The following is a 26,666-nucleotide window of genomic DNA, read 5'->3' as shown; positions in this document are numbered from 1 at the left end:
CGACGGGATGGTGAAAGCCCGCGCGCCGCCTGGGAGTTCTCTGGGAGCCCCGGCCGAGACGGGCCACACGTCGCCCTCGGGCCGACGTGTGGCTTGTCGTGATCGGGCCCGATTTCGGCGTACCGCGCCGGCCACCGCCTGCCTCGAGGCGCTTCGAGGCGCTTCGGGGCGCGCCGGTGCTCCCAGTGAACTCCCAGGCGACGGCCAGTGTTCGGGGACGTGTTCGGACCAGGCTGTGCCGCCATGAGGCGTGTACGACTACGACGGAAGTCGGTCCTGATCAACCTGGCCCTGGCCACCGCGATGGTGACCGGCGTGGGCTTCGCCTACGCGGCGGTGGACGACGGCGGTGAATCGGCCGGCGCGACGCGCACGCGTACCGGCAAGGTGACCAAGGGGACGGTGCAGGCCACGGTGTCCGCGTCGGGGTCGTTGACCTCGCCCTCGGACGTCGGCGTCGGCTTCACCGCCGCCGGACGCGTCACCGCCGTCGGGGTCAAGGTCGGCGACACCGTCACCGCCGGTCAGGTCCTCGCGCAGGTCGACCCGACCCAGGCGCAGGAGGCACTGGACGCGGCGAAGGCGGCCGTCACGGTGGCCCAGGCGAACCTGACCAGGGCCCGGGCGGGCACCCCGGTCCAACAGAACGGCGGCAACGGCAACGGCGGTGGCAGCGGCAACCAGGGCACGGACGCCCAGAACACAGTCCTGCGCGGCTCGACCGCCGGCAGCGCGACCACAACCGGCGGCACCGCGACCACCGGCGGGACCGGCGGCACAGGCGATGTGCCCGCCCCCACGTCCACATCCACGCCGGCGCCGCCCCGGACCTCGACACCCCCCGTCACCCAGCCGCACCCGACCGTCACCGTCACCGTCACCAAAGCCCCGACGGCCACCCCGACGCCGAGCACGACGGTCGACGCGGCGGCGGTGACCCAGGCCGAGTCGGCCCTGATCGCGGCGAACAACAAGCTCGCCGACGCCCAACGCGCCCTGGACGGCTGCGTACTCAAGGCGCCCTCCGCCGGCATCGTGGCATCGGTCTCCGGCAGGGTCGGCGACACCGTCTCCGCCAGCACCACCTCCTCCTCCGGCGGATCGAGCGGATCGAGCGGATCGGGCTCATCAGGCGGAGCAGGAGGCGCAAGCGGCGGCGGCCAAGGCGGTTCCGCCACCTCCACCACCACCGTCACCGGCTTCGTCGTGATCGCCAACCCGACCGGCATGGAGACCAGGGTGTCCTTCTCCGAGGCCGACGCCGCCAAGGTCAAGGCGGGTCAGCCGGCCACGGTGACGCTCAACGTGAACTCCGCGATCCGGCTGAACGCCAAGGTGGTCAGCGTGAATCCGCTGCCGGACGGCGGTTCGACCTCGGGTTCGGTCAAGTACGGCGCGACGATCGCGCTGCAGGGCGACGTGTCCACGCTCCGGACCGGACAGACCGCGAACATCTCGGTGGTCGTCGCGCAGGCCGACAACGCGTTGCAGGTGCCCTCCGCCGCCGTCACCGGCACCGGCGCGACGGCCTCGGTACGGATCCTGGTCAACGGCGCCGAGCAGCGCCGTACGGTGACCGCCGGCGTGGTCGGCGACCAGACCACCCAGATCGTCTCCGGCCTGGCCGAGGGCGACGAGATCGTGATCGGCACCGTCGCCGCGGCCGGTTCCGCCGGCTCCACATCGGGCCGCTCCGGCCAGTCCACCCGAGGCGCGACGGCCGGCGGCGGGCAACCCGCCCCGGGCATAGGCAACTTCCCCGGTGGCGGAGCGGTCGGCGGCGCCTCGGCCGGCGCGTCGGGCGGCGGCCTCCCGCGCGGCGGCGCACGATGAGCGAATCGCACGCGGACCGACCCGCGCCCGTCATCGACGTGCGCGCGGTGACCAAGTCGTACGGGCACGGCGCCGCCTCGGTGCACGCGCTGCGCGGCGTCGACCTGACCATCGAGGTCGGCGAATACGTGGCCGTCATGGGCAGTTCGGGCTCGGGCAAGTCGACGCTGATGAACGTGCTGGGCTGCCTGGACGTGCCGACCTCCGGCCGCTACCTGCTCGACGGCCTCGACGTCGGCCGGCTGGACGAACACCAACTCGCCCTGGTCCGCAATCGGCGCATCGGGTTCGTTTTCCAGTCGTTCAACCTGATCCCGCGCACCAGCGCGCTCGCTCAGGTCGAACTCCCGTTGTCCTACGCCGGGGTACGCGCCAAGGAGCGCCGACGTCGGGCGCTGGCCGCGCTCGACCTGGTCGGCCTGGCCGACCGTACCGACCACGCGCCCAACGAGCTCTCCGGCGGCCAGCAGCAACGCGTCGCGCTGGCCCGCGCGTTGGTCACCACGCCCGCCCTGCTGCTCGCCGACGAGCCGACCGGCAACCTGGACAGCCACAGCACCGCGGAGGTGCTCGGAATCCTGGACCGGCTGCACGGCTCCGGACGCACGATCGTGATCATCACCCACGAGGACGAGGTGGCCGCCCGCGCCCAGCGCATCCTGCGCCTGGTCGACGGCCTGGTGGTCACGGACCACCGCCGCACCCCGGCCCGGACCACCCCGAACCCGGCACCCGTCCGCGTGCCGACCGGCGCTCCCACCGAAGGAGCCCGCCGGTGAACCCCGTCGAAGTGCTCCGCTTCGCCGTCCTGGGCCTGGCCGCGAACAAGATCCGCACCGCACTGACCATGCTCGGCGTGCTGATCGGCGTCGGCGCGGTGATCCTGCTGGTCGCCGTGGGCAACGGCTCGTCCAAGTCCGTCCAGGCCTCGATCCAGCGACTCGGCACCAATCTGCTCACCATCTCGCACACCGCCGGCGGCGGCCGCTTCGGCGCGGCCGGCCAGGGCGGTGCGCTCAAGGACCTGACCCTGGACGACGCGCAGGCCCTGGTCGACAAGACCCTGGCCCCGCACGTCGCGTCGGCGGCGCCCGTGCAGACCGCGTCGCAGAGCATCACCTACGCCGGCCAGTCGGTCACCGTGTCCCAGGTCGTCGGCACCACACCGGACTGGTTCGCCACCACCAACCACGACCTGGGCCAAGGCGCGCTGTTCGGCACCGAGGACGTGAACGCCCGCCGCAAGGTCGCCGTCCTGGGCAGCACCACGGTCGAGAACGTGTTCGGTACGGAGAACCCGATCGACAAGGAGATCCTGATCGGGGGCGTACCGTTCCGCGTCGCCGGCGTTTTGAAGACCAAGGGCGGCAACGGCGTGGCGGACTCCGACGACACGATCGTGTTGCCGGTCACCACCATGCGCGACAGCCTGACCGGCTACGGCTCGCTCTCCTCGATCGCGGTCCGGGCCACCTCCTCGGCGGACACCACGCTCGCTCAGGACGAGGTCACCTCGATTCTGAACAACCGTCACCGGATCACGAGTTCGACGCAGAGCGACTTCAGGATCACCAACCAGCAGTCGCTGTTGAGCGCCAACGACGAGACCAACAAGACCTTCACCGTGCTGCTCGCGGCGGTCGCGGCGATCTCGCTCCTGGTCGGCGGGATCGGGATCACCAACATCATGCTGGTGACCGTCGCCGAACGGACCCGGGAGATCGGCATCCGCAAGGCGATCGGCGCCCCGCGCGGAGCGATCCTGGGCCAGTTCCTCGCCGAGTCGACCCTGCTGTCCGTCCTCGGCGGCGGACTGGGCGTGGCCGCCGGGCTGTTCGCGGCGCGCTTCGAGGTGGTCGGGATCACGCCCGTCGTGGTGCCGAGTTCGGTGGTCGGCTCGTTCGCCGTGTCGGTCGCCATCGGCCTGTTCTTCGGCGGCTACCCGGCCGCACGCGCGGCGGCACTGCGCCCGATCGAGGCGCTGCGGCACGAATAGCCCGACCGACCACCGCCGTTCCAGCGTCCCAGGAGGACCGAGACCATGACGCCGAAGCACCGCGTCGACCGACACGACACCCGACCACAGACCGCCGTCCCCGACACGGCACGGCCCGACACCGAAACTCTCGACCGACACGACACTCGGCCACAAACCGCCGTCCCCGAAACAGCGCGTCCCGATACCGAGGCACCGGACCGACAGGACACCCGGCCGCAGACCCGCATCCCCGACACAACGCCGTCCGACACCGAGACCCTCGGCCCCCGTTCCCGCATCCCCGCGCCCGGCGACCCCGGGCCGGCGGCGAACGCGGCGGCCGAGACCGGGTTCGTCGGCGGCTTCCGTACCGAACCGGAAGCCGCCGACGAATCCCACCGCGACGATTCCCACCCCGACGAGTCCCCGGAGGACATCCTCGGCCGGCCGCCGACCGCTCGCGACGTGGCCGCCGAACTCACCGCCCCGCCCCGGCGCAGGCTCCCCGCGCTCACGCTGACTCTGGGCGCCGGTGTGTTCCTGGCGGTCGGCTTCCTGGCCGGCGTCGAGGTGCAGAAGGATCAGGGCGAGGGCACGAATCAGGCCGCCGGACCCGCCGCCGCGCAGGGCGCGAACCCGTACGGCGCCCGCGCCGCCGGCGCGCCTTCGACCGGTGGCGGCGGACAAGGCACCGGGCGTACCGGCGGCGGCGCGGCGGCCGGCCCCGGAGCGGGCGCCGGCTCGGACCTGACCACCGGGACCGTGAAGATTGTGGACGACTCTTTCATCTACGTCTCAGATTCGGCCGGCAATATCGTCAAGGTGAAGACCGACGCCGCAACCAAGATCCAGGTCGTCCGGGACGGCAAACCCGTCGACCTCAAGCCCGGCGACGCCGTCGTGGTGCGTGGCGCCACGGACGCCGACGGCTCGGTGGCCGCCACCTCGGTCACCGAGGGCACCGCCACGGCCGCTCGCCCGGGAGCCGGCAACCCCGGCACGAGCGCCGGCGGCGCGAACGGAACGGCAGGCCCGAGCGGATCGGCAGGCACGAGCGCCACGGCCGGCGGGACGAGCGGAGCCGGCTCCACCGCCGGCGGGACCGGCTGACGTGACCACGCCCACCGAAGCCGGCGCCCGCGCCCGCCTCCTGGTCGTCGACGACGAGCCCAACATCCGCGAACTCCTTTCCGCCAGCCTGCGCTTCGCCGGATTCGACGTCGACTCGGCGGCGGACGGCACGGACGCCCTCGCGGCGGTCGCGCGCTGTCGGCCGAACCTGGTCGTCCTCGACGTGATGCTCCCGGACCTGGACGGCTTCGAGGTGGTCCGCCGGCTGCGCGCCGACGGAACCCACCTGCCGGTACTGTTCCTGACCGCCAAGGACACCACCAAGGACAAGATCACCGGACTGACCCTGGGCGGGGACGACTACGTCACCAAGCCGTTCAGCCTGGAGGAGTTGATCGCCCGCATCCACGCGGTGTTGCGCCGGGTGGACGGCGGCGCGGCCCTGCCGACGCCGTCGAACCGGATCGTGGTCGCCGACCTCGAACTCGACCCGGAGGGCCACGAGGTGCTGCGCGGCGGCCGTCCCGTGCAACTCTCGCCGACCGAGTTCAAGCTGCTGCGCTACCTGATGCTCAACACCGGCCGAGTGGTGTCCAAGACCCAAATCCTGGACCACGTCTGGCAGTACGACTTCGGCGGCGACCTGAGCATCGTCGAGTCGTACATCAGCTATCTCCGCCGAAAGGTCGAACTCGACGTCGGCGGAGGCAAGTTGATCCACACCGTGCGCGGTGTCGGATACGTGCTGCGCCGCCCCCAGCCGACGGTCTGACGGCGCCCCCATGCGCCTCCCGCACCCGAGGCGGTCCTCGCTGCGTACCCCTCGCCCGGGCCGGTCCTCGCTGCGCTTCCCGTACCGGAACCGATCCTCGCTGCGTATGCCTCGCCCGAACCGGTCCCCGCTGCGCTTCCCGCACCCGAGTCGGTCGTCGCTGCGTGTCCGGGTCCTGATCATCGCGATGGCCCTGGTCGCCGTCGCGCTGTTGGTCAGTCAGACGGTCGTGGTGGGTTCGCTGCGCGGCTACCTCACCGACCAGGTGGACCGGCAACTGGCCCAGGCCGCACGCGGGATGGCGTTCCGCGCGCCGGAGTCGGGCGAGCCGCGGAGCGGGCCGCGCGGGCGGGCGCCCGGTGTGCTGCCGAGCCGGATCGTGGCCGAGTACCTGTTTCCCGACGGCACCGCCCGCCAGCGGATCCGCTCGCCGGGCGCCGAGGACGAGTTGGGACCCCGACTGCCGAAGCTGGACACCGACACGGTGCTGGGTTTGCAGCGACGGGCGTTCGAGACCGACTCGGTGAGCGGCGACGGGCGTTGGCGGGTGCTCGCGGTGCCGGTGGCGGGCGGCGAGGGCAGCGTGGTGCTGGCCCAGCCGCTGGACGACGTGCGCGCGACGGTCGACCGGATGCGCACGGTGTGCCTGGTGATCGGCCTGAGCTGTCTGACCGTGCTCGCCGCGGCCGGCTGGTTCGCGCTGCGCGGCGGCCTGCGCCCGCTGCGCCGGATCGAGGAGACGGCGGCGGCGATCGCGGCCGGCGACCTCTCGCATCGGGTCCCGGTACCCGCGCCCGGGACCGAGATCGGCCGACTGTCCACATCGATCAACGGCATGCTCGCCCAGATCGAGACCGCGTTCGCGGCCCGGGCCGAGTCGGAGACGCGGATGCGCCGGTTCGTCGCCGACGCCGGACACGAATTGCGCACCCCGCTGGCGAGTGTGCGCGGCTTCGCCGAGTTGTACCGGATGGGGGCGCTCACCGATCCCGCCGAGGTGGCCCGGACCATGCGCCGGATCGAGGACGAGGCGATCCGGATGGGCGGCCTGGTCGAGGACCTGCTGCAACTGGCCCGCCTGGACGAACAGCGCCCGCTCTGCAACGAGCCGGTGGACCTGCGGATCCTGGCCGCCGACGCGGTGCACGACATCAAAACGCTGGCGCCCGATCGCTCGGTCACGCTGACCGGGCTGGACGGCGGCGCGGCGCATCCGGTGATCGTCTCCGGCGACGAGTCGCGGCTGCGCCAGGTGGTGGCCAACCTGGTCTCCAACGCGCTGACACACACCCCGGCCGGGACCGCGATCCGGATCGCGGTGGGCCGGACCCCGGCACCGGACCCGTGCGCGGCTCTGGAGGTCACCGACGCCGGCCCCGGTCTGGCACCGGCCGACGCACAACGCGTCTTCGAACGCTTCTACCGCGTCGACTCCTCCCGCAGCCGGGCCGCCGGCGGCGGCTCGGGCCTGGGCCTGGCGATCGTCGCCGCGCTGGTCAACGCACACGGCGGCCGGGTCGAGGTACGCACCGCACCCGGTCGCGGCGCCGCGTTCCGGGTGCTGCTGCCCTGACCCGGTCGGGGCCGCCCGACCGAGCCGCCCCACCCGACCGGACCCCATCGTGCCCACCCCGCCTCGGAGCCGGGCTGCCCCGACCAACCCGGCCGCCCCCACCCGACCGAACCCGTCGTGCCCACCCCCGACTCGGAACCGGAACGCGCCGCCCCGCTCCGACCCGCCCCGACCGCACCGCCCCCGCCCCGTCTCAGCCCCCCGTCCGAGACCACCGACCCGTCCCCGTGCCGGCCCGAGCCCGCACCCACATACCGGCCATACCGGCCCGGCCCACAGCATCCGCCGACCGTCACCGGCCGGTGCTCCCGCGGCTCCGCCGTACCCCGGCGAAGGCGGTCGGCAAGTGCCCGCGTGGGCGGTGTCGAGCCAACCCGAGCGAGTGGCGCCGGAGGGCGCCTACTGCGATTTCAGTAGGCACTCGTCCCATTTCGGTAGGTCGCAGTGTCCGTAGCCGCATGACGACCGGAGGGGCCCCGCCGGACGAGCCTTGAGCGGTCATCGCATGTGGATAGGGAGACCCTGACGTGGCGACTTTTCTGTATCGGCTCGGCCGCGGCGCCTTTCGGCGCCGCGGCGCGGTCCTCCTGGTGTGGCTGGGGGTGCTGGCCGCGGTCGCGGTGGGCGCTGCGCAGGCGCAGGGGCCCTCGGACGAGGAGTTCTCGATGCCGGGGATCGAGTCGCAAAAGGCGTTCGATCTCATGGAGGAGCGTTTTCCCGGAACGGCCGCGGACGGCGCCACCGCCCGGGTCGTCTTCGTCGCCCCGGGCGGGCGGAAGGTGACCGCGGGCGACCTGCGGAAGGCCGTCGAGGACGCGGTGGGCTCGCTGGGCTTCGGCCCGCAGGTGGCCGGTGTCGCGGACCCGTTCGAGTCGAAGGCCGTCAGTGAGGACGGTTCGACGGCGTACGCGACCGTCACCTACAAGGTGGAGTCCGCCGACGTCACCGACGCCAGTCGTGCGGCGGTGGACAAGGCGGCGGAGCGGGCGCGGGCGGCGGGCTTGACGGTGGAGACCGGCGGGTCGGCGATGGACAGCGGCGGCGGACCCGGCGGGACCGCGGAGATCGTCGGCCTCTCGGCGGCGGCGGTCGTGCTGCTGTTCACGTTCGGGTCGATGGCGGCCGCGGGCCTGCCGCTGCTGACCGCGATCGTGGGTGTCGCCGTGAGCCTGTTCGGAATCCTGCTGCTCGCGGGCCCGTTGGGCCTGTCCTCGGACACCATCACCCTCGGGATGATGCTGGGCCTGGCGGTGGGCATCGACTACGCCCTGTTCGTGGTGTCCCGCTATCGGGAGGAGCGCGGGCGCGGCCGGGCACCGCAGGAGGCGGCCGGGGTGGCGGTGGGTACCGCCGGGTCGGCGGTCGTGTTCGCCGGGCTCACCGTGGTGATCGCACTGGCGGGTCTGTCGGTGGTCGGGATTCCGACACTGACGAAGATGGGCCTGGCCGCCGCGGGGACCGTCGCGGTCGCCGTACTCGTCGCGTTGACGGTCGTCCCCGCGCTGCTCGGGTTCTGGCCCGACGCGGTGCTGGCACGCAGGGCGCGCAAGGCCGGCACGCGTGGCATCACCGGGCCCGCCGACCGCACCGCCGGCGGGCGGGGCAACCTGGGCACGCGCTGGGCACGTTTCGTGCTGCGTCGTCCTGTGGCGGTGCTGGTTCTCGGCGTGGTCGGCCTGGCCGCCCTGGCCGTGCCGATGGCGTCGCTGCGGTTGGGCATGCCGGGTGACGAGGCCAAGTCCACCGCCACCACCGAGCGGCGGGCCTACGACGCGCTCGCCGAGGGCTTCGGCCCGGGCTTCAACGGGCCGCTGACCATCGTCGTGGACGCGAAGGGGGCAGCCGACCCGCAGGCCGCGGTGCGCGCCGTCAGCGACCGGATCGGCGACACGGACGGCATCGTGTCGGTCTCCCCGGCCCGCTTCAACCAGGCCGGCGACACGGCGGTCTTCCGGGCCACCCCCTCGACCAGCCCCACGGACGAGAAGACCAAGGACCTGGTGGAGACGATCCGCCGCGGCCGGGCGGCTGTGCAGAAGCAGGCGTCGGCGACGTTCGAGGTCACCGGCACGACCGCGCTGAACATCGACATCGCCGCGAAGGTGCAGTCCGCGCTGGTGCCCTATCTGGCGGTGGTCGGCGGCTTGGCGGCGGTGCTGCTGCTGTTGGTCTTCCGGTCCGTCCTGGTGCCGGTCAAGGCGGCCCTGGGTTTCGTCCTCTCGGTGCTGGCGGCGCTGGGCGCGTTGGTGCTGGTCTTCCAGGAGGGACACGCCGCGGACCTGTTCGGGGTGGAGCAGACCGGGCCGATCATGAGCCTGATGCCGATCTTCATGATGGGCATCGTCTTCGGGCTGGCCATGGACTACGAGGTCTTCCTGGTCTCCCGGGTGCGGGAGGCGTACACCCACGGGGAAGCCGCCGATCAGGCGATCGTGTCCGGGTTCCGGCACAGCGCCCGGGTGGTGACGGCCGCCGCGCTGATCATGATCGCGGTCTTCTCCGGGTTCATCGGGGAACAAGGGGGGCTGATCAAGATGCTCGGGTTCGGCCTGGCCGCCGCGGTGCTCTTCGACGCATTCGTGGTCCGGATGGCGATCGTGCCCGCCGTCCTGGCCCTGCTCGGCGACCGTGCCTGGTGGCTGCCGAGGTGGCTGGGCCGCGTCCTGCCCCGGGTCGACGTGGAAGGCGGGGCGCTCGGCCACGCACGACCCGACCATGACCCGGAAGGGCCGGTCCAGGCCCGCGTGTGACCGGCTCCACCCAGGACCGCCCGAGACCCGTGTCTCGGGCGGTCCGCACGCCCCGTCCCCGTGGTCGTCGGCGACCATGGATTCCTGCAACGCCCCCCAGCGGAGAGCACGATGACCAGCTACCTCGAACGGTACGCGGAGCGCCACGCCCGAACCGCGGACGTGGTGACGGCGGTGGCGTTGTGCGTCTGCACGCTCTTCGGGGCCCAGATCAGCACGTCCGAGTCCTCGCCCCCGCACGCCCTGTGGCCCGCCTGGATCCTCGTGGTCTCCGGCGCGGCCGTCCTGGCCGCCCGCAGCCGCCCGCGCGCCACCCTCGCGGTCACCGCCGCCGCGGCCGCCCTGTTGACCGCCCTGGGCTACCTGCCCAGTCCCCTGCTGCTGGCGCCCGTCATGACCGCCCTGTACTGGCTGGCCGCGCTTACCGATTCACGGACCACCGGCGTCTACGGCTCGGCGACCGTGGCCCTGCTCGTGGCCACCTCGCTGGCCGGCGCGCCGCTCGGCGACGACTTCATCCTCCGCACCGTGGGCACGGTCCTGTGGCTGCTGCTGCCGGTGTCCCTGGGCGGCAGGAGCCGCTTCCGGCGCGCCTACCTCGAGTCCGTCCAGGCCCGCGCCGCGCACGCCGAACGCACCCGCGAGGAGGAGGCCCGGCTCCGCGTCGCCGAGGAACGCATGCGCATCGCCCGCGAACTCCACGACGCCGTCGCCCACCACATGGCCGTCGCCCACGCCCAGGCCGGCACCGCCGCCCATCTCGCCGACACGCACCCGGAGCAGACCCGCAAGATCCTCGCCGACCTGGTCGGCACCACCACCTCCGCGCTCCTGGAACTGCGCGCCACGGTGGGCGTGCTGCGCCAGACCGCCGACCCGCACGCCTCCCCGCTGGAACCCACCCCGGGGCTGGACCGCCTGCCCGAACTGGTCGCGGCCTGCGCATCGGCCGGCCTGACCGTCACCGTCGACATCGAGGGCGAGGCTCGGCCGCTGTCCCCGGGAGTGGACCTGACCGCCTACCGGATCATCCAGGAGGCCCTGACCAATGCCACGAAACACGCGCCCGACCACGCGGCCCGAGTCCGGCTGCGCTACGACGGCTCGCGTCTGCTCATCACCGTCACCAACGACGGCACAATGCACGGCGGGGCCGTCCCGCCGATGCCCGGCGGCGGATACGGACTGATGGGCATGCGCGAACGTGCCCATTCCGTCGGTGGCGACCTGCGCGCCGGCCCCCGACCCGAAGGCGGCTTCGAAGTCGCCGCCGCCCTCCCCTTCCAGCCCCGCACCCCGGAGCCCCGCACCCCGGCGGACGCCCCGACCGGACGACGACCCGAGGAAACCCGTTGACCATCCGCGTCCTGCTCGCCGACGACCAGGCCCTGCTGCGCGGCACCTTCCGGCTCCTGATCGACTCCTGCGACGACCTGGAGGTCGTCGGCGAGGCCGCCGACGGCCGGGAGGCGGTGGAACTCGCCCGCGTGCACCGGCCCGACGTCGTCCTCATGGACATCCGCATGCCCAACGGCGACGGCCTCGCCGCCACCGGCACCATCTGCGCGGACCCCGGCCTGGCCGGCACCCGCGTCCTCATCCTGACCATGTTCGAGACCGAGGAATACGTCGCCCAGGCACTACGTGTGGGTGCCAGCGGCTTCCTCGGCAAGTACGTCACCACGGACACGCTGCTGGACGGCATCCGCACCATCGCCGCGGGCGAAGCCCTCCTGTCCCCGGGGGCCACCCAAGCGCTGATCACCCGCTTCCTCACCACCCCCGCCGCAGGACCGCCCCTCGCCCCGGCCGAACGCCTCGCCGACCTCACGCCCCGTGAACAAGAGGTCACCGTCCTGGCGGCCCACGGCAAATCCAACGACCGGATCGCCCGAGAACTCGTCCTGAGCGTCCTGACCGTGCGCACCCACATCCAACGAGCCATGACCAAACTCGGCGCCCGCGACCGCGCCCAACTCGTCGTCATCGCCTACCAGAGCGGCCTGGTACGCCCCGAACCACCCGGCCTCTGACGACAGCGGGCGCGGCGCCCCGCCGGACGGGCCGCGTCGTACCCCGGCTCAGGGCTGGTCCGGGACCGCCGACATGTCCATGTACACGACCTCCCACAGGTGGCCGTCCGGGTCCTGGAAGCTGCGGCCGTACATGAATCCCTGGTCCATCGTCTCGTTCGACGTCCTGGCGCCCGCCGCGAACGCCTTCTCCACCAGCTCGTCGACACCCTCGCGGCTCTCCGCGCTCAGCGCGACGATGGCCTCGGTGGCCTTGGTCGCGTCGACGATCTCCTTGCTCGTGAAGGTCTTGAAGAACGGCTCGACGAGCAGCATCACGTGGATCGTGTGGCTGATCGCGAACGAGCTCGCGTTCTGGTCGCTGAACTGCGCGTTCTGGGTGAACCCGAGCGCGGTGTAGAACTCGGTCGCCTTCGCGAGGTCCTTGACCGGCAGGTTCACAAAGATCATCGTGGCCATGATGCGTCCCATCTCGTACGTCTCGGTGCTTCCGAAGCGGTAGACGGTCCCCCGCGGAAGAACTCATCGGCCGCGCCGAACTTTTCTCGATCGGCCGCGCCGCCGCGCCGAAGGCGGGTCCTGCCCGCGGATCGGCGCGGCCTCACCCCACCCGTTCGCTCTCGCGTTCCGTCTCGCCGGTCGGCTTGGTGTCGCCGTGGCCCGGCCACCACGCGGTGTGTCCGATCAGCGCGGTCAGGCTCGGGGTGAAGATCAGCGCCATGATGAAGGCCGCGATCGCGATGCCGCTGGAGAGCGCGAAGCCCATCTGGGACAACGTCGAGTTGCCCGCCAGCATCAGGGTCGCGAAGGTGCCCGCCAGGATCACGCCCGCGGCCGCGATGGTCGGACCCGAGTGCTTGACCGCGACGGCCGCCGCGTCGTGGGGGTTGTGGCCCTCTCGGGCCTCTTCACGCAATCGCGACACCATCAGGATGTTGTAGTCGGTGCCGAGCGCGACCACGAAGAGGTACATGATCACCGGGAGCATGAACATCAGCCCGGGCTGGTCGCCGATCTTCTGGAACAGCACCGACGTCGCGCCGAGCGTGGCGCCGAAACCGAGCGCGACCGAGGCCATCAGGTACCACGGCGCGACCAGGCTGCGCAGCAGCAGGCCCAGGATGATCATGATGCACACCGCGGCGACCGGGAAGACCACCGAGTAGTCCCGGTCCACAGCCCGGTTGATGTCCACGTAGACGGCGCTGATCCCGCCCACGAGCGCCCGGGTCCCGGCCGGTGCTGCCTCGTGCATGGTCGGCCGGAGCCGGTCCTTGATCGTCGACAGGGCGTCGTCGGTGGCGGGCGAGTCGGTGAGCACCACCGAGTAGAACGCGGTTCGTTGGTCCGCGCTGAGCACCGCCTCGGTCACCGAACCGACCCCCTGCACCCGCTGCAGCGCCGCCTCGAACGGGATCCGCTCCGCGGGCGTGAGCGGCCGGCCGGTGGTCGAGGTCAGATACACCTCGGTGGGGTCCGTGGTGCCGGGCGGGAAGCCCTTCTCCAGGTTCTTCATCGCGACCACGGACTCCTTGTCCGAGGGCAGCGACGAGCCGGCCAGGTCGAAGTTGGCCTTGTAGCCCAGCGCGCCGATCGCGAGTACGCCCATCACCAGCGCGGACAGCACCGCGAACACCGCCGGTCGGCGCCCGATGCCCCGGCCGAGTCGGGCGAAGCCGGTGCCGTGCGGCGCGACCCGCCAGGACTTGGACGGCCAGAACACGCGGGTACCCAGCAGCGAGACCACGGCCGGCACCAGCGTCAGGCCCGCGACCAGCGTCACGAACACCGCGATCGCAAGCGCCGGGCCCATGGAGCGCAGCATGCCGAGCGTGGACAGGGTCAGCGCCGCGAACGCGACGATCACCGCCGCCGCGGCGGAGGCGATCGCCTCGCCGACCCTGGACACCGCGTGCACCATGCCGGTCTTGGCGTCGACCCCCTCGCGCAGCACCTCGCGGTAGCGGAAGAGCAGGAACAGCACATAGTCCGTGCCGACACCGAACAGCACCACGGTGAGCAGTTGTTCGATCGAGCTGTCCGCCTTCATGTCGAAGACCTTGTTGGCCGACGCGATCAGCCCGGTGGCCATCGGCGCGATCAGCCCGATGATCACCACCGGCAGCAGCGCGATGATCGGGCTGCGGAAGATGATCAGGAGCAGCAACACGATGATCACGATGGTGCCGACCGCGACCAGCGTGCCGGCCTTCTGCGAGGAGTCCCGTTCGTCGAGCGCCTGCGCGGCCTGACCGGTGATGCCCGCCGTCAGGGCGGTGCCGGCCACCTGCGCCTTGACGTCCTTGCGCATCTCCTCGACCGCGTCCTGCGGGGTCTCGTCGTTGGGGTCGGTGATCTCCGGCATCGCGACCGTCGAGGTCTGCACGAGGCCGTTCGGCGAGACCTGCCCCGGGGTCACCGCGAGGACGTCCTCGATCTTCCGCGCCTGCACCGACGCCGAGATCCGGGCGACCTGCTCGCTGTCCGCCTGGGTCAACGGCTTGCCGTCGGAGCGCTGGAAGACGATCACCGCGCCGACGTTCTCCTGTTGCGGGAAGTCCTGGTTGCGCAGGTCGGACGCGCGCACCGATTCGTAGGACTTGGGCAGGAAGCTCTTCTCGTCGGTGGAGGAGGTCAGCTTCGGCGCGAGGCCGATCACCACACCCGCCGCGATCACCCAGGCCAGGATGACCCACCAGGGCCTGCGTACGACAAACCGGCCCAGGGCCGCGAACATGGGCGCCTCGCTTCGTACTCGACGGATACGGCTGCCTCACGTCACCGTCGAACGCGCCGAGAGGCCGCGCCAGCCGGGTGATCCGTGCGGGTGACCGGCCCCACCGGCGGCGCGGGACACGCCGGCACCCGCGCGCCGAGACCCGTTTCGCGCGGTGGACCCCGGCGCGAGGGTCCGGTGTCCGGTCGGTACCGTTTGGCTGCCGCCGAGGGAAAAGCCGGGCTCCGCCGGGACGCCCGGGGCGGCCGGCATGCTCGCACAGCGCCGCCGTCGGCGGCACCGGGGAACGGCACGGGATGGTGATGGTGGCGTCGAGTGGTCGCGACGCGATGAGGGCCGCCTTCGGCCCTCGGGAGGACGCCGCCTTCGCGCCGCTGCTCGCCCGGGTCGTGACCGCGGTGATCACCTGCGGGTTCTTCTTCGGCGGCTTCGTCGGGCTGGTCCAGTCGACCCGGTTGTCGACCGGCGCCAAGGCGATCGCGCTGGGCCTGCTGCTCGCCCTGGTGACGCTGCACCTGCGCAACTGCGTACGCCCGGCGGACGGCTCCCGGCCGGCGGGTTGGCGGTGGACGCTCGGCGCGCAGGCCGTGCTCACCTATCTGCCGATGACGTGGTTCCACGAGACCTGGTACGGCAATCCGGGCTTCCTCGCGGGCGCCGCGCTGCTGCTGTTGCGGCCCGCGTGGGCGGCCTGGGCGGGGTTCGTGGCGGTGCTGGCCGTACAGGTGCCGGTCGGTCTCGCGGTCCGGCCGACCGTGGTGGAGGCGCTGTACCTGGTTCTGGGGCAGGCCGCCCTGGTCGGGCTGGCGGTGTACGCGCTCGCCGGGCTCGCCGACCTGGTCGCCGCGCTGACCGCGACCCGCACCGCGCTCGCGGAGGCCGAGGTCGCCCGGGAACGCCTGCGCTTCGCCCGGCACCTGACCGACGGCGTCGGCGCGAGCCTGACCCGGATCCTGGCCGGCGGCGACGCGCTTGTGGTCGGACTGCGCGAGCGCCCGGAGAGCACCCGGCCGGCCCTGACCGAGGCGCTGGCCGAGGCCCGTGCGGCGATGGCCCGGGCCCGGGCCTTCGCGCACGAGCACAAGAGCGTCGAGAACACCCCGCCGCCGGCGATCGCCGACGAGCCGACGCCGCGCGCGGTCGCGGTGCTGCGGGTGGCGATCCTGGTGTTGCTGATCGTGCCGCTGCCGCTGCGGGTGCTCGCCGCGAGCGACTACTCCCCGGCCCGACAGGCGCTGTTCGGGCTCCTGTTGTGCGCCTTCGTCGCGCTGTACATCCGCAACTGCACACCCGCCTCCGGTGGGCGGCCCCGCTGGTGGCGGTGCACGTTCGCGGCGCAGATCGCGCTCGCGTACGTGCCGCTCGTCGTGTTCGACGCCCGGGTCTGGTCGGTGGGGCTGTTCCTGGCCGGGCTCGCCCTGGTGTTGCTGCGCGGGCCGTGGCGCGTGCTCGCGGTGATCGGATTCGCGTTGCACGACGTGTACTTCGGCACCTGGAGTCCGACCCTGCTGGATCGCGTCTACCACGTGGTGTGGATCCTGGAGCGCGCGGCGCTGGTCTACGGTCTGGTCCGGATGGCCGACCTCGCGCGGGCGCTGGGCGCGGCCCGGGTCGAGTTGGCCGCCGGGCAGGTCGCCCGCGAACGGCTGCGGCTGGGACACGATCTGCACGACCTGCTCGGCTTCAGTCTGTCCGCGCTGGTGCTCAAGACCCAACTGGCGCTGCGGTTCGCCGATCGCGACTCGGAGTCGGCGGCGAGCCGGCTCGCCGAGGGGCTGGCCATGGCCCGGCAGGCGCTGGCGGACGTCGGCACGGTCTCGGGCGGGTATCGCGGGATGTCGTTGGCGGTCGAGGCGGGGACCGCGCGGGACGTGCTGGCCGGGGCCGGGGTGGCGGTGGAGGTCGCCGTCGACGTGGGCGCGTTGCCGGCGGGAATCGACACCGTGTTGGCGACCGTGCTGCGCGAGGGCGCCACCAACGTACTGCGGCACAGCTCCGCGACCCGGTGCGCGATCATCGCGTCGGTCGAGCCGGACGGCGCGGTCGTACTGCTCCTGACCAACGACGGCGTACGTGCCGGCGCCGGCTCGGCGCCGACCGGGGCGGGCCTGGGGTTGAAGTCCCTCGACGGGCGCCTGGCGGCGCTCGGCGGCACGCTCACCGCCGGGGTCGTCGGCGACGCGTTCCGGCTGCGTGCGCGCATACCCGGAGACGTACGCGCGGGGCTCGTGCGCGAGTGAAGCCCGCGCGCTGCCGGCCCCCACCGCGCCCGTCCGCGCCGTTTCGCGCCTGCCGCGCGCGGAGGGGGAGTTACCCCGAAGACGTCTGGGCGATGTGCGGTAATCTCCAAGGAAATCAACCCATTTACCCCGCCGTTCGCGCCCCCGCGCGACCCGCCCGGGCTCCGGGCGCGGCCGAATCGACGCATCCGTCCCGAGAGTTCGGCCGCCCGCTGTCGTCCCACGATGGTGGGATGGGGTATCACTGCATTGGCGATCGCACGTCACACGACATGCACACGTCGCGCCGGCGCACGCCGGGCTTCTACAGTCCTGTAGATTCACCCATCGGCGGCCGTCGCGTGATCACCCGATCCGCCTGTACCCAGACATGCACGAGGGAAGGAAGCACTGCCATGGGAGTCAGTCTCGCCAAGGGCGGCAACGTATCCCTGTCCAAGGCCGCGCCCGGTCTCACCGCCGTCGCGGTGGGTCTCGGATGGGATGCGCGCAGCACGACCGGTGCGGACTTCGACCTCGACGCGAGCGCACTGCTGCTCGGCAACGACGGTCGGGTGCTGTCCGATCTGCACTTCGTCTTCTACAACAACCTGACCAGCCCCGACGGCTCGGTCCAGCACACCGGCGACAACCTCACCGGTGAGGGCGATGGCGACGACGAGACCGTCAACGTCGACCTCGCGTCCGTGCCCGGCGACGTCCAGCGGGTGGTCTTCCCCGTGTCGATCCACGACGCGGTGGCCCGGGACCAGTCCTTCGGCCAGGTACGCAACGCCTACATCCGGGTGGTCAACCGCGCGGACAACAACGAACTCGCGCGCTACGACCTCACCGAGGACGCGTCCACCGAGACCGCGATGGTCTTCGGTGAGCTGTACCGCAACGGCAACGAGTGGAAGTTCCGCGCGGTCGGCCAGGGCTACGCCTCGGGTCTGGCCGGCATCGCGAAGGACTTCGGCGTCAACATCTGAGCCGATTCCCCCGGGGTCGGCCCCGGCCGCACGCCCCCCGCACGAACGTGCGTCAGGGCCGCATCGTCCTCGGTGCGGCCCTGACGTCGGGTCCGGGGGAACGATTTCGGGCGGGCGGCGGTTGATCCTGAACCGGAGCGGCATCGCATCCGGTCCGCGGTACCGCGTCCGGGCAGCGCCCCGGCAGGCACAGCGGTCGCGGCACAGTGACATCGACCAGAGCGGTGGCGATCCGATCGCCCCGAACGAAACAAGGAGTGGGCGTCATGGCCGGTCTCGACAAGCTGATCAAGAAGGCGACCGACTACGCCAAGAAGAACCCGGACAAGGTCAAGTCCATCGTGGACAAGGTGAAGAAGCAGGCGGACAAGCGCAAGGGTCACTGACCCGCACGGCACCGGGCGCGCGGCCGTCTCCCCCGCCCGCCGCTACGGGAGCGACCCGCCGCCCTCGGGGTCGCCGCGCGTCGGCCCGGCGTCCTGCGCCGGGCCCGCAGGCGGTTCGCCCTGCTCCGGCCGCCGCAGCCGGTCGGCGAGCGCGTCGAATCCCGCCGCGAACGCGCTCGTGCTCGGCGCCGGGCCGGGACCGCGCAGACGGCCGGCGAGCGCGGAGCCCAACCCGGCCATCCGGGTCACCTCGTCGGCCATCGTCTCCACGTCGTCCGGCCACGGATAGTCGGGCCGCGCGAGGTAGAGCGCCACCAGGCCGTGCAGCGCCGCGAGCATCTGCAGGGTCAGCCGGGTCGGGTCGCCGACCAGGACACCGGCGTCCAGACACGGCTGGATCGCCTCGCCGACGTAGGCCAGGCACGCGTCCGCCGCGGTCCACCCGCCCGCCGAGCCCGATCGCGGCCGCATCATCAACAGGCGGTACTGCACCGGGTGTTCGAGCCCAAAGCGGACGAACGCGGCACCGCGCCGACGCATCGACTGGTACGGATCCGCGATGCTGTCGCCCACCTCGCGCATCCGCCGCCCGAGGTCCTCCCACACCGCGAGGCACACCGCCTCGACCAGCGCCTCCTTGTCCGCGAAGTGCAGGTACACCGACGGCGTCGTCACACCCACACGCGCGGCGACCGCGCGCAGCGTGAGCGCGGACTCGTCGCCGGCCTCGTCGAGCAGCGCGGTCGCCGCGCGCAGAATCTCGTCGCGCAGCAGCGCGCCGTCCCCGGGACGGGCACGGGTACGGGCGCGGGATCGACTGGTGGGCGGCACGCGTCCAGTTGACAGCCACCGACTTGACGCTGTCAACTTGACAGCGTCAACTCAGGTGAGGGGTTCGGAATGAGCACTACGTCGTCGACCGCGGGACCGACCGGTCTGGAACAGCTCCAGGCCCTGCGGGACCACGGCATGCCCACGGGGATCGGCCCGTTCATCGGCATGGAGCCGGAAGAGGTCGAGGACGGCCGGATCGTGTTCAGCGCGTCCGCCCGGCCCGAGTTCGCCAACCCGATCGGCACCATGCACGGCGGCATCGCGGCCACACTGCTGGACTCCGCGATGGCCTGCGCGGTGCACACCACCCTGCCGCCCGCGACCGGGTACACCTCGCTCGACATCTCGGTGCGCTACCTGCGCCCGGGCCCGCTCGACGGCAGCAAGCTGCGCGCCGAGGGCCGGGTGATCCATCGCGGTCGCACGATCCGCACCGCCGAGGCCGAACTCACCGACCACCAAGGCCGCCTGCTCGCCACCGCGACCACGACCTGCCTGATCATGCCGCTGGGGTGACACCCGCGACGCCGGCGGTCGGGCGGTGCCTCGGGCGCCGGCCGACCGGCGGCGGATCACACCGCGTGCTCGCCGATGCGCTCGACACCGGCCGGCAGGCGATCGGGGGTCAGGAAGGCGCGCAGCTCCTCGCGGAAGGCGCGCGCGGCGTGGGTGAGCGCGGCGTCGCTGCGGTGGGCCAGGGCGATGGTGCGGGACAGGCCCGGCGGGGTGAGCGGCGTCGCGGTCAGGCCCGGTCGGCCGACCAGCACCATGCTCGGCACGATGGCCGGCCCCAGGCCCACCTCCACGAACCGCAACACCGCGTCCATCTCACCGCCCTCGATCGCGAACTCCGGCTCGAAACCCGCCTCGTGACACGCGGTCAGAGTCGACTCGCGCAGGTCGTAGCCGTCCCGGAACATCACCAGCCGCACCCCTCGCAGCGCCTCGATCGGCACGGTCGCACCGGCCACCGGCGGCGTGCCCGCGAGCACCAGATCCTCGCGCAGCAGCGGCTCGGTGGTCAGCGCCGCGCCGACCCCCTGCGGCGGCACCACGATCAGCGCCAGGTCCAGATCGCCGCGCAGCAGGGCCCGGACCAGGTCCCGCGAGCCGTTCTCGTCGACCAGCAGCCGGATGCCCGCGTAGCGGGCCTGGAAGCTGCGCAACACCTCGGCCAGCAGGCTGGCGGACAACGACGGGGTGGCGCCGATCCGGACCCGGCCCGAGCGCAGCCCGACCAGCTCGGCCACCTCCAGGTGCGCGACGTCCACGTCCGCCAGAATCCGTCGCGCGATCGGCAGCAGCCGCTCCCCCGCCGGGGTCAGCGCGATGTTGCCGCGTACGCGGGTGAACAGTTCGGCGCCCAACTCGTGCTCCAGGGCCCGGATCTGCTTGGACAACGACGGCTGGGCGACGTGCGTACGCGCGGCCGCGCGGGTGAAGTGCCGGGTCTCGGCGACCGCGACGAAGTAGACGAGCTGCTGGAACTGCATACCCTCAGCCTTGCATAGCCGACGGCTATCGAAACGAGGCATTTCCGATCTTGGACGGCATGACCTTGGTCCGCCTACCGTCGAACCCATGGCGACCCTGACCCGCGCACCCGGTGCCGCCGGGCAGCGCAGGCAGGGAGCGTCGCACCGTTCGACCGTCATGATGAAAGTCGCGATGGCGCTCAGCGGTGCCGTGCTCCTTGCCTATCTGACCGTCCACATGTTGGGCAATCTGAAGATCTTCTTCGGCGAGTCGAGCTTCGACCACTACGCACACTGGCTGCGCACCATCGGCGAGCCGCTGGTCCCGCACGAGGGCACCCTGTGGATCATCCGGGTGGGCCTGACCGCGGCCGTGCTCGTGCACATGGCGATGGCGATCCTGCTCACCCGACGCGCGCGCCGGGCGCGGCCGGTCAAGTACGTGCACCGCCCGCCGGTCCAGGGTTCGTACGCCGCGCGCACGATGCGCTGGGGCGGTGTGATCATCGCCCTGTTCGTGGTCTACCACCTGCTCGACCTCACCGTCGGGGTGGCCAATCCGGTCGGGGCCTCCGGCAAGCCGTACACCAACGTCACCGCCGACTTCGAGCACTGGTACATCACCGCGATCTACACCGTGGCGGTCGTCGCGGTCGGCTTCCACCTGCGCCACGGCGTGTGGAGCATGACCCGCTCGCTCGGCCGGCAACGCCCCGGCACCGAGCGGCTGATGGGTCGGATCGCGACCGGATACGCCGTGTTCATGACGGTCGGATTCCTCTCCGTGCCGTTTGCCGTGACCGCCGGAATCGTGGGGTGAACGTGATGGACCGACACACCGAGACAACCCGAGACACCGGACACCTCGCATCCGGCGAGGGCGCCGGGCGACCCGGGCACACCGAGTACGTGCACTACACCGTCGGCGCCGAGATCGCCGACGAAGCGGCTCCGGACGGTGAGCTGGCCGAGCGTTGGGAACAGCGCCGACTGGCCGCCAGGTTGATCAACCCGGCCAACCGGCGCCGGCTCCCGGTCATCGTCGTCGGCACCGGTCTCGCGGGCGCCTCCGCCGCCGCAACGCTGGCCGAACTGGGCCACCCCGTCACCTCGTTCTGCTATCAGGACTCGCCGCGCCGCGCGCACAGCATCGCCGCGCAGGGCGGCATCAACGCCGCCAAGAACTACCGCGGCGACGGGGACAGCGTGGCCCGGCTGTTCAAGGACACCATCAAGGGCGGCGACTTCCGCGCCCGCGAGTCCAACGTGCACCGACTGGCCGAGGTGAGCACCCAGATCATCGACCAGTGCGTCGCGCAGGGCGTGCCGTTCGCCCGCGACTACGGGGGTCTGCTCGACACCCGCTCGTTCGGCGGCGCGCAGGTCTCCCGGACGTTCTACGCGCGTGGCCAGACCGGCCAGCAACTCCTGCTCGGCGCCTACCAGGCGATGTCGCGCCAGGTCGCGGCCGGCAACGTCACCGTGCACGCGCGCACCGAGATGCTCGACCTGGTCGTGGTGGACGGCCGGGCCCGCGGCGTGGTGGTGCGCGATCTGGTCACCGGCGAGGTCACCACGCACCTGGCCGAGGCGGTCGTCCTGGCCACCGGCGGCTACGGCAACGCCTACTTCCTGTCCACGAACGCGATGGGCTGCAACGCGAGCGCGGTCTGGCGCGCGCACCGGCGCGGCGCGCTGTTCGCCAACCCGTGCTTCACCCAGATCCACCCGACCTGCATCCCGGTCTCCGGCGAGCACCAGTCCAAGCTCACCCTGATGAGCGAGTCGCTGCGCAACGACGGCCGGGTGTGGGTGCCCACCGCCGGCGGGGACACCCGCGCGCCCGGCGACATCCCGGCGGCGGAGCGGGACTACTTCCTGGAGCGGATGTACCCGGCCTTCGGCAACCTGGTCCCGCGCGACATCGCCTCGCGCGCGGCCAAGCGGGTCTGCGACGAGGGACGCGGCGTGGGACCGGGCGGGCTCGGCGTCTACCTCGACTTCGCGGACGCGATCGAGCGGCTGGGCGCGCCGGCCGTCGAGGAGAAGTACGGCAACCTCTTCGCGATGTACGAGCGGATCACCGGCGAGGACCCGTACACCGTACCGATGCGGATCTACCCGGCGGTGCACTACACGATGGGCGGGCTGTGGGTCGACTACGACCTCCAGTCCACCATCCCGGGCCTGTTCGTGATCGGCGAGGCGAACTTCTCCGACCACGGCGCGAACCGGCTGGGCGCCTCGGCGCTCATGCAGGGCCTGGCCGACGGCTACTTCGTGCTGCCGACCACGCTCACCCACTACCTCGCGGCCGGGCCGTTCGGGCCGGTGGACGCGGACGATCCGGAGGTGGTGGCCACCGAACAGGGCGTCCAGGACCGGGTCAAGCGCCTGCTCGCGATCGACGGCGACCTGTCCGCCGACCACTTCCATCGCGAGCTGGGTCTGCTGATGTGGGAGAAGTGCGGCATGGAGCGCGACGCGGCCGGGCTGCGCGAGGCGCTGGCGCGGATCCCGCGGTTGCGCGAGCAGTTCTGGTCGCGGCTGCGTGTACCGGGCACCGGCGCGGGGCTGAACCAGTCGCTGGAGAAGGCCGGTCGGGTCGCCGACTTCCTCGAACTCGCCGAGCTGATGTGCCTGGACGCGCTGCACCGCGAGGAGTCCTGCGGCGGCCACTTCCGCGCCGAACACCAGAGCGCCGGCGGCGAGGCCGCCCGGGACGACGAGGCGTTCGCCTACGTCGCCGCGTGGGAGTACACGGACGGCCCGCCCGTACTGCACCGCGAACGGCTCACCTTCGACAACGTCACCCTGGCCACGAGGAATTACGCATGAAACTCACCCTGCGCATCTGGCGGCAGAAGGGCCCGGCGGATCGGGGCGGCATGGTCGCCTACGACGTGCCGGACGCGTCGGCCGACATGTCGTTCCTGGAACTGCTGGACGTGCTCAACGAGCGGCTCACCGAGCGCGGCGACGAGCCCGTCGCCTTCGACCACGACTGCCGCGAGGGCATCTGCGGCGCGTGCAGCCTGGTCATCGACGGGGTGCCGCACGGGCCGCAGAAGGCCACCACGACCTGCCAGCTCCACCTGCGGCACTTCCGCGACGGGCAGACCATCGACGTCGAGCCGTGGCGTGCCGCGGCCTTCCCGGTGGTCAAGGACCTGGTGGTGGACCGCTCCGGCCTGGACCGGATCATCGAGGCCGGCGGGTACGTCACCGCGCCCACCGGCTCGGCCCCCGAGGCGCACGCGACGCCGATCCCCAAGGCCGACGCGGACGCCGCGTTCGAGGCCGCGACCTGCATCGGCTGCGGCGCGTGCGTGGCGGCGTGTCCGAACGGGTCGGCGATGTTGTTCACCGCCGCCAAGGCCACCCACCTGGGTTTGCTGCCGCAGGGTGCGGTGGAGCAGGACACGCGCGTCGAGGCGATGATCCACGCTCACGACGACGCGGACTTCGGTGGTTGCACCAACACGGGCGAGTGCACCGCGGTGTGCCCGAAGGGCATTCCGCTGGGGGTCATCGGGCGGTTCAACGGGGACGTGCTTTCTGCCGCGTGGCGGGGGCGCTGAGCTCGTCGCCGCATGGCGCTGCACCTGGCCGGCCTGCGGCCGGTTGGCCTCAAACGCCGGCCGGGCTGAGTTGGGGGCTGATTGCCCGGACGAACTGCGGCTCTCCGCATCAAACGCCGGCCGGGCCGGGATTTGGGGCTGATTGCCCCGACGAACTGCGGCTCCCTGCGTCAAATGCCAGCCGGGCCGGGGTTGCACCTGGCCGCGCGGACGGCCGCGGATCCTTGGCCTCAAACGCCGGCCGGGCTGGGACTTGGGGCTGATTGCCCCGACGAACTGCGGCTCTCCGCGTCAAACGCCGGCCGGGCCGGGGCTGCACCTGGCCGCCCAGCCGGGCCGTGGATCCTTGGCCTCAAACGCCGGCCGGGCTGGGATTTGGGGTCGGCCGCCCGGACGGCTGTGGTCGGGCTCCGCGGTCCGGCCTGCGGCTGGTTGGCCTCGAACGCCGGCTGGGCTGGGATTCGAGGCCGCCGCCGGGACGGGCTGCGGATCCTTGGCCCATGCGCCGGCCGGGCTGGTTGGGGCTTGGCCGCCCGGACGGGCTGCGGGTCGTTGGACGGGGGCGGCCGGGTGGGGTCGAACGCCGGCCGGGCCGCGGGGTGGCGTTGGCCGGGCGGCGTTCGGGGTTGGGGTCAGGGGGAGGTGATGGGGGCGCCTCCTCGGCCGCGCAAGGGGTAGTCCTGGGCGGCTTCGAGGTGGCGTACCGATTCGCGGTAGACCTCGGATTCGTCGCCGGCCTCGATCAGGGCGATCAGGCGCTCGTGGTCGCGCAGGCCGGCGCGGCGGACGCGTTCGCCCGTGTCGGCCAAAGCCTCCTGGGCCCATTCGCGTTCCTGTTGCGCCCACAACACCTCGACCGCGCCGAGCAGGATCTTCATGGTCTCGTTGCCGCACAACAGCACCAGGGCCTCGTGGAAGTCGCGACCGGCGCGGATGTAGGCCGGTCCGTCCTCGACCGCGCGCTCCATCCGCGCGTGCACCTCGCGCAACCAGGGCACCACCTCGGTGGCCCGGTCCGGGCGCGCCGCGCACAACGCCGCGCAGACCGGTTCCAGCCGGCGCAGCGCCTGCGCGAGGTCGTCCAAGCGGACCTGGCGCGCGTGCATGACCATGCCGAACATGTGTGCCGCATCCGCCGGTTGCGGGACGTGCACCACCGCGCCACCGGTGTTGCCGCGCTTGACCGTGATCAGGCCCTCGGTCTCCAGGATCCGGAACGCCTGGCGCAGCGTGGTGCGGCCGACGCCGAACTCGGCGATCAGGTCGTCCTGTTTGGGCAGCATGTCGCCGTCCCGCAGCGGACCGTCCAGGATCCGGCGACGCAGCCGGCGGGCGAGTTCGTCCGCGATGCCGGCGTTGCGCAGGGATCGCTCGGTGCCGGATCGGACCGGCTGCGCCGCGGGGTTCACGCCGGTACCGCCGCGGCGAGTTCGGCGATCTCGGCGACCTGGGTCGCGGTGAGGTCCACGATCGCGGCCGCGTTGGCCGCGACCTGCTCGGGACGGGTCGCGCCGACCAGCACCGACGCCACCTCGGGTTGCGCGGCCAACCAGGACAGCGCGAGGGCGAGCAGGGTCAGGCCCTGGCTCTCGGCGTAGGCGGTGAGCCGCTCGACGATCGCGAAGTTGTCGTCGGTGGCCACGGCCTGCGCGAAGCGCGGGATGGCCGCGAACCGGCTGTCCTGCGGGAACTCCTCGCCGCGCCGGTATTTGCCGCTGAGCAGGCCGGACGCGAGCGGGAAGTACGGGATGACGCCGACGCCGAAGTGCCGGGCCGCGGGCACCATGTCCCGCTCGACGGTGCGCTCCAGCAGGCTCCACTCGATCTGCGCGGCCACGAACCGCGTGGAGCCGGCGAGGTGTGCTGCGTCGGCGAGTTGCCACGCGGCGAGGTTGGAGGTGCCCGCGTAGCGCACCTTGCCCGCCCGGACCAGGTCGTCGAGCGCGCTCAGCGTCTCCTCGATCGGGGTCTCCGGGTCGGCGTAGTGCTGGTAGTACAGGTCGATGTGGTCGGTGCCCAGGCGCCGGAGGCTGTTCTCGCAGCTCCGCACGATGTGCCGGCGCGAGGAGCCGCGGCCGTACGGCCCCTCGGCCACCTTCGCGCCGAACTTGGTGGCCACGACCACGTCCTCGCGGCGGCTCCCGAGTGCCTTGCCGAGCAGCACCTCGGATTTCCCGCCGCCGTACATGTCGGCGGTGTCGAACAGGGTCACCCCGGCGTCGAGCGCGGCGCCGACCACCTTGTCGGCGCCGTCCTGGTCGATCCGCATCCCGAAGTTGTTGCAGCCGAGGCCGATCGCGGAGACCTTCAGACCCGACTTGCCCACGGTGGTGTAGCGCACGCTCAGCTCCCGTCGTCTTGTTCACCCATCATAGCCATGATAGCCATGACACATCGTCAGCTGACGCCTCGTCAGCCGTGCTGCGATCCGA

The 26,666-nt window shown here is 72.2% G+C and carries 22 protein-coding genes; 16 read left to right on the top strand and 6 right to left on the bottom strand.

What is annotated here, in order from left to right; translation table 11 throughout:
- The first annotated feature begins 243 nt into the window (after positions 1–243).
- The 9 genes from ACIRL2_RS04130 to ACIRL2_RS04090 all read left to right on the top strand — a co-directional run bounded on the left by ACIRL2_RS04130 (position 244) and on the right by ACIRL2_RS04090 (position 12,010).
- Positions 244–1,833: an efflux RND transporter periplasmic adaptor subunit gene (locus tag ACIRL2_RS04130; protein ID WP_402230021.1), complete on the top strand. Its 1,590-nt coding sequence runs from the start codon at positions 244–246 to the stop codon at positions 1,831–1,833.
- A complete protein-coding gene (locus tag ACIRL2_RS04125) occupies positions 1,830–2,612 on the top strand; it encodes an ABC transporter ATP-binding protein (protein ID WP_402230018.1) in 783 nt (260 codons plus the stop codon). Before ACIRL2_RS04130 ends, ACIRL2_RS04125 begins: the two co-directional genes overlap by 4 nt.
- A complete protein-coding gene (locus ACIRL2_RS04120; protein ID WP_402230016.1) occupies positions 2,609–3,829 on the top strand; it encodes an ABC transporter permease in 1,221 nt (406 codons plus the stop codon). The genes ACIRL2_RS04125 and ACIRL2_RS04120 overlap by 4 nt, the downstream gene beginning before the upstream one ends.
- Positions 3,830–3,874: 45 nt before the next feature.
- Entirely contained in the window at positions 3,875–4,921 is a 1,047-nt protein-coding gene (locus tag ACIRL2_RS04115; RefSeq protein ID WP_402230014.1) for a hypothetical protein, read from the top strand.
- Between the two features lies 1 nt (position 4,922).
- Positions 4,923–5,654, top strand: a complete 732-nt coding sequence (locus ACIRL2_RS04110) for a response regulator transcription factor (RefSeq protein ID WP_395868399.1) — start codon at positions 4,923–4,925, stop codon at positions 5,652–5,654.
- A 106-nt stretch (positions 5,655–5,760) separates the two neighbouring features.
- A complete protein-coding gene (locus tag ACIRL2_RS04105; protein ID WP_402230012.1) occupies positions 5,761–7,227 on the top strand; it encodes a sensor histidine kinase in 1,467 nt (488 codons plus the stop codon).
- A gap of 527 nt (positions 7,228–7,754) precedes the next feature.
- On the top strand, positions 7,755–9,977 hold the full coding sequence (locus tag ACIRL2_RS04100; protein ID WP_402230010.1) for an MMPL family transporter: 2,223 nt from the start codon (positions 7,755–7,757) through the stop codon (positions 9,975–9,977).
- 111 nt (positions 9,978–10,088) lie between these two features.
- On the top strand, positions 10,089–11,333 hold the full coding sequence (locus ACIRL2_RS04095) for a sensor histidine kinase (RefSeq protein WP_402230007.1): 1,245 nt from the start codon (positions 10,089–10,091) through the stop codon (positions 11,331–11,333).
- Positions 11,330–12,010: a response regulator gene (locus tag ACIRL2_RS04090; RefSeq protein ID WP_395868408.1), complete on the top strand. Its 681-nt coding sequence runs from the start codon at positions 11,330–11,332 to the stop codon at positions 12,008–12,010. The genes ACIRL2_RS04095 and ACIRL2_RS04090 overlap by 4 nt, the downstream gene beginning before the upstream one ends.
- Before the next feature lie 48 nt (positions 12,011–12,058).
- Here the strand turns inward: ACIRL2_RS04090 and ACIRL2_RS04085 are convergent, their stop codons facing one another.
- Both ACIRL2_RS04085 and ACIRL2_RS04080 read right to left on the bottom strand, forming a co-directional pair.
- Positions 12,059–12,469, bottom strand: a complete 411-nt coding sequence (locus ACIRL2_RS04085; protein ID WP_402230290.1) for a VOC family protein — start codon at positions 12,467–12,469, stop codon at positions 12,059–12,061.
- Positions 12,470–12,611: 142 nt separating this feature from the next.
- Positions 12,612–14,747 (bottom strand): MMPL family transporter, encoded by a 2,136-nt coding sequence (locus ACIRL2_RS04080; RefSeq protein ID WP_402230005.1) that lies wholly within the window; start codon positions 14,745–14,747, stop codon positions 12,612–12,614.
- 329 nt (positions 14,748–15,076) lie between these two features.
- On the opposite strand from ACIRL2_RS04080, the gene ACIRL2_RS04075 reads away from it, so the two are divergent.
- The 3 genes from ACIRL2_RS04075 (at position 15,077) to ACIRL2_RS04065 (ending at position 18,344) form a co-directional block, all read left to right on the top strand.
- Positions 15,077–16,987, top strand: a complete 1,911-nt coding sequence (locus ACIRL2_RS04075) for a histidine kinase (RefSeq protein WP_402230003.1) — start codon at positions 15,077–15,079, stop codon at positions 16,985–16,987.
- A 395-nt stretch (positions 16,988–17,382) separates the two neighbouring features.
- Positions 17,383–17,958 carry a TerD family protein gene (locus ACIRL2_RS04070; RefSeq protein WP_395868414.1) on the top strand — a complete coding sequence of 192 codons (576 nt, stop codon included), beginning with the start codon at positions 17,383–17,385 and terminating at the stop codon, positions 17,956–17,958.
- 266 nt (positions 17,959–18,224) lie between these two features.
- Positions 18,225–18,344 carry an Rv0909 family putative TA system antitoxin gene (locus ACIRL2_RS04065; protein ID WP_379989414.1) on the top strand — a complete coding sequence of 40 codons (120 nt, stop codon included), beginning with the start codon at positions 18,225–18,227 and terminating at the stop codon, positions 18,342–18,344.
- Positions 18,345–18,386: 42 nt separating this feature from the next.
- Here the strand turns inward: ACIRL2_RS04065 and ACIRL2_RS04060 are convergent, their stop codons facing one another.
- The gene (locus tag ACIRL2_RS04060; RefSeq protein ID WP_402230001.1) at positions 18,387–19,175 is read right to left on the bottom strand and encodes a TetR/AcrR family transcriptional regulator; all 789 of its coding nucleotides are present in this window, start codon (positions 19,173–19,175) and stop codon (positions 18,387–18,389) included.
- Between the two features lie 69 nt (positions 19,176–19,244).
- Here ACIRL2_RS04060 and ACIRL2_RS04055 point away from each other — a divergent pair, with 69 nt between their 5' ends.
- A complete protein-coding gene (locus ACIRL2_RS04055) occupies positions 19,245–19,694 on the top strand; it encodes a PaaI family thioesterase (protein WP_395868418.1) in 450 nt (149 codons plus the stop codon).
- A gap of 56 nt (positions 19,695–19,750) precedes the next feature.
- Here ACIRL2_RS04055 and ACIRL2_RS04050 read toward each other — a convergent pair whose 3' ends face one another.
- A complete protein-coding gene (locus ACIRL2_RS04050) occupies positions 19,751–20,671 on the bottom strand; it encodes a LysR family transcriptional regulator (protein WP_395868421.1) in 921 nt (306 codons plus the stop codon).
- 88 nt (positions 20,672–20,759) lie between these two features.
- On the opposite strand from ACIRL2_RS04050, the gene ACIRL2_RS04045 reads away from it, so the two are divergent.
- Genes ACIRL2_RS04045 through ACIRL2_RS04035 form a run of 3 tightly spaced genes read left to right on the top strand, consistent with a single transcriptional unit; the run spans position 20,760 to position 24,234 of the window.
- Positions 20,760–21,473 (top strand): succinate dehydrogenase cytochrome b subunit, encoded by a 714-nt coding sequence (locus tag ACIRL2_RS04045; RefSeq protein ID WP_402229998.1) that lies wholly within the window; start codon positions 20,760–20,762, stop codon positions 21,471–21,473.
- 5 nt (positions 21,474–21,478) lie between these two features.
- A complete protein-coding gene (locus ACIRL2_RS04040; RefSeq protein ID WP_402229996.1) occupies positions 21,479–23,491 on the top strand; it encodes a fumarate reductase/succinate dehydrogenase flavoprotein subunit in 2,013 nt (670 codons plus the stop codon).
- Positions 23,488–24,234, top strand: a complete 747-nt coding sequence (locus ACIRL2_RS04035; RefSeq protein ID WP_395868427.1) for a succinate dehydrogenase/fumarate reductase iron-sulfur subunit — start codon at positions 23,488–23,490, stop codon at positions 24,232–24,234. The genes ACIRL2_RS04040 and ACIRL2_RS04035 overlap by 4 nt, the downstream gene beginning before the upstream one ends.
- Positions 24,235–24,866: 632 nt before the next feature.
- On the opposite strand, the gene ACIRL2_RS04030 is transcribed toward ACIRL2_RS04035, so the two are convergent.
- Entirely contained in the window at positions 24,867–25,643 is a 777-nt protein-coding gene (locus ACIRL2_RS04030) for a FadR/GntR family transcriptional regulator (protein WP_395874224.1), read from the bottom strand.
- Positions 25,640–26,575: an aldo/keto reductase gene (locus ACIRL2_RS04025; RefSeq protein ID WP_402229994.1), complete on the bottom strand. Its 936-nt coding sequence runs from the start codon at positions 26,573–26,575 to the stop codon at positions 25,640–25,642. The genes ACIRL2_RS04030 and ACIRL2_RS04025 overlap by 4 nt, the downstream gene beginning before the upstream one ends.
- Positions 26,576–26,666 lie beyond the last annotated feature (91 nt).

It is taken from the genome of Embleya sp. NPDC127516 (assembly GCF_044765325.1).
Classification (GTDB): Bacteria; Actinomycetota; Actinomycetes; order Streptomycetales; family Streptomycetaceae; genus Embleya.
The sequence above is the reverse complement of the archived record's forward strand: the minus strand, read 5'-3'. Positions and strand labels throughout refer to the sequence as shown.

Bases quoted from the DNA above. Each gene is read 5' to 3' on its own strand.
- ACIRL2_RS04035 (WP_395868427.1), top strand. From the start codon at position 23,488: ATGAAACTCACCCTGCGCATCTGGCGGCAGAAGGGCCCGGCGGATCGG.
- ACIRL2_RS04095 (WP_402230007.1), top strand. From the start codon at position 10,089: ATGACCAGCTACCTCGAACGGTACGCGGAGCGCCACGCCCGAACCGCG.
- ACIRL2_RS04055 (WP_395868418.1), top strand. From the start codon at position 19,245: ATGAGCACTACGTCGTCGACCGCGGGACCGACCGGTCTGGAACAGCTC.
- ACIRL2_RS04105 (WP_402230012.1), top strand. From the start codon at position 5,761: ATGCCTCGCCCGAACCGGTCCCCGCTGCGCTTCCCGCACCCGAGTCGG.
- ACIRL2_RS04075 (WP_402230003.1), top strand. From the start codon at position 15,077: ATGAGGGCCGCCTTCGGCCCTCGGGAGGACGCCGCCTTCGCGCCGCTG.
- ACIRL2_RS04045 (WP_402229998.1), top strand. From the start codon at position 20,760: ATGGCGACCCTGACCCGCGCACCCGGTGCCGCCGGGCAGCGCAGGCAG.
- ACIRL2_RS04125 (WP_402230018.1), top strand. From the start codon at position 1,830: ATGAGCGAATCGCACGCGGACCGACCCGCGCCCGTCATCGACGTGCGC.
- ACIRL2_RS04080 (WP_402230005.1), bottom strand. From the start codon at position 14,747: ATGTTCGCGGCCCTGGGCCGGTTTGTCGTACGCAGGCCCTGGTGGGTC.
- ACIRL2_RS04040 (WP_402229996.1), top strand. From the start codon at position 21,479: ATGGACCGACACACCGAGACAACCCGAGACACCGGACACCTCGCATCC.
- ACIRL2_RS04085 (WP_402230290.1), bottom strand. From the start codon at position 12,469: ATGGCCACGATGATCTTTGTGAACCTGCCGGTCAAGGACCTCGCGAAG.
- ACIRL2_RS04070 (WP_395868414.1), top strand. From the start codon at position 17,383: ATGGGAGTCAGTCTCGCCAAGGGCGGCAACGTATCCCTGTCCAAGGCC.
- ACIRL2_RS04130 (WP_402230021.1), top strand. From the start codon at position 244: ATGAGGCGTGTACGACTACGACGGAAGTCGGTCCTGATCAACCTGGCC.
- ACIRL2_RS04065 (WP_379989414.1), top strand. From the start codon at position 18,225: ATGGCCGGTCTCGACAAGCTGATCAAGAAGGCGACCGACTACGCCAAG.
- ACIRL2_RS04115 (WP_402230014.1), top strand. From the start codon at position 3,875: ATGACGCCGAAGCACCGCGTCGACCGACACGACACCCGACCACAGACC.
- ACIRL2_RS04050 (WP_395868421.1), bottom strand. From the start codon at position 20,671: ATGCAGTTCCAGCAGCTCGTCTACTTCGTCGCGGTCGCCGAGACCCGG.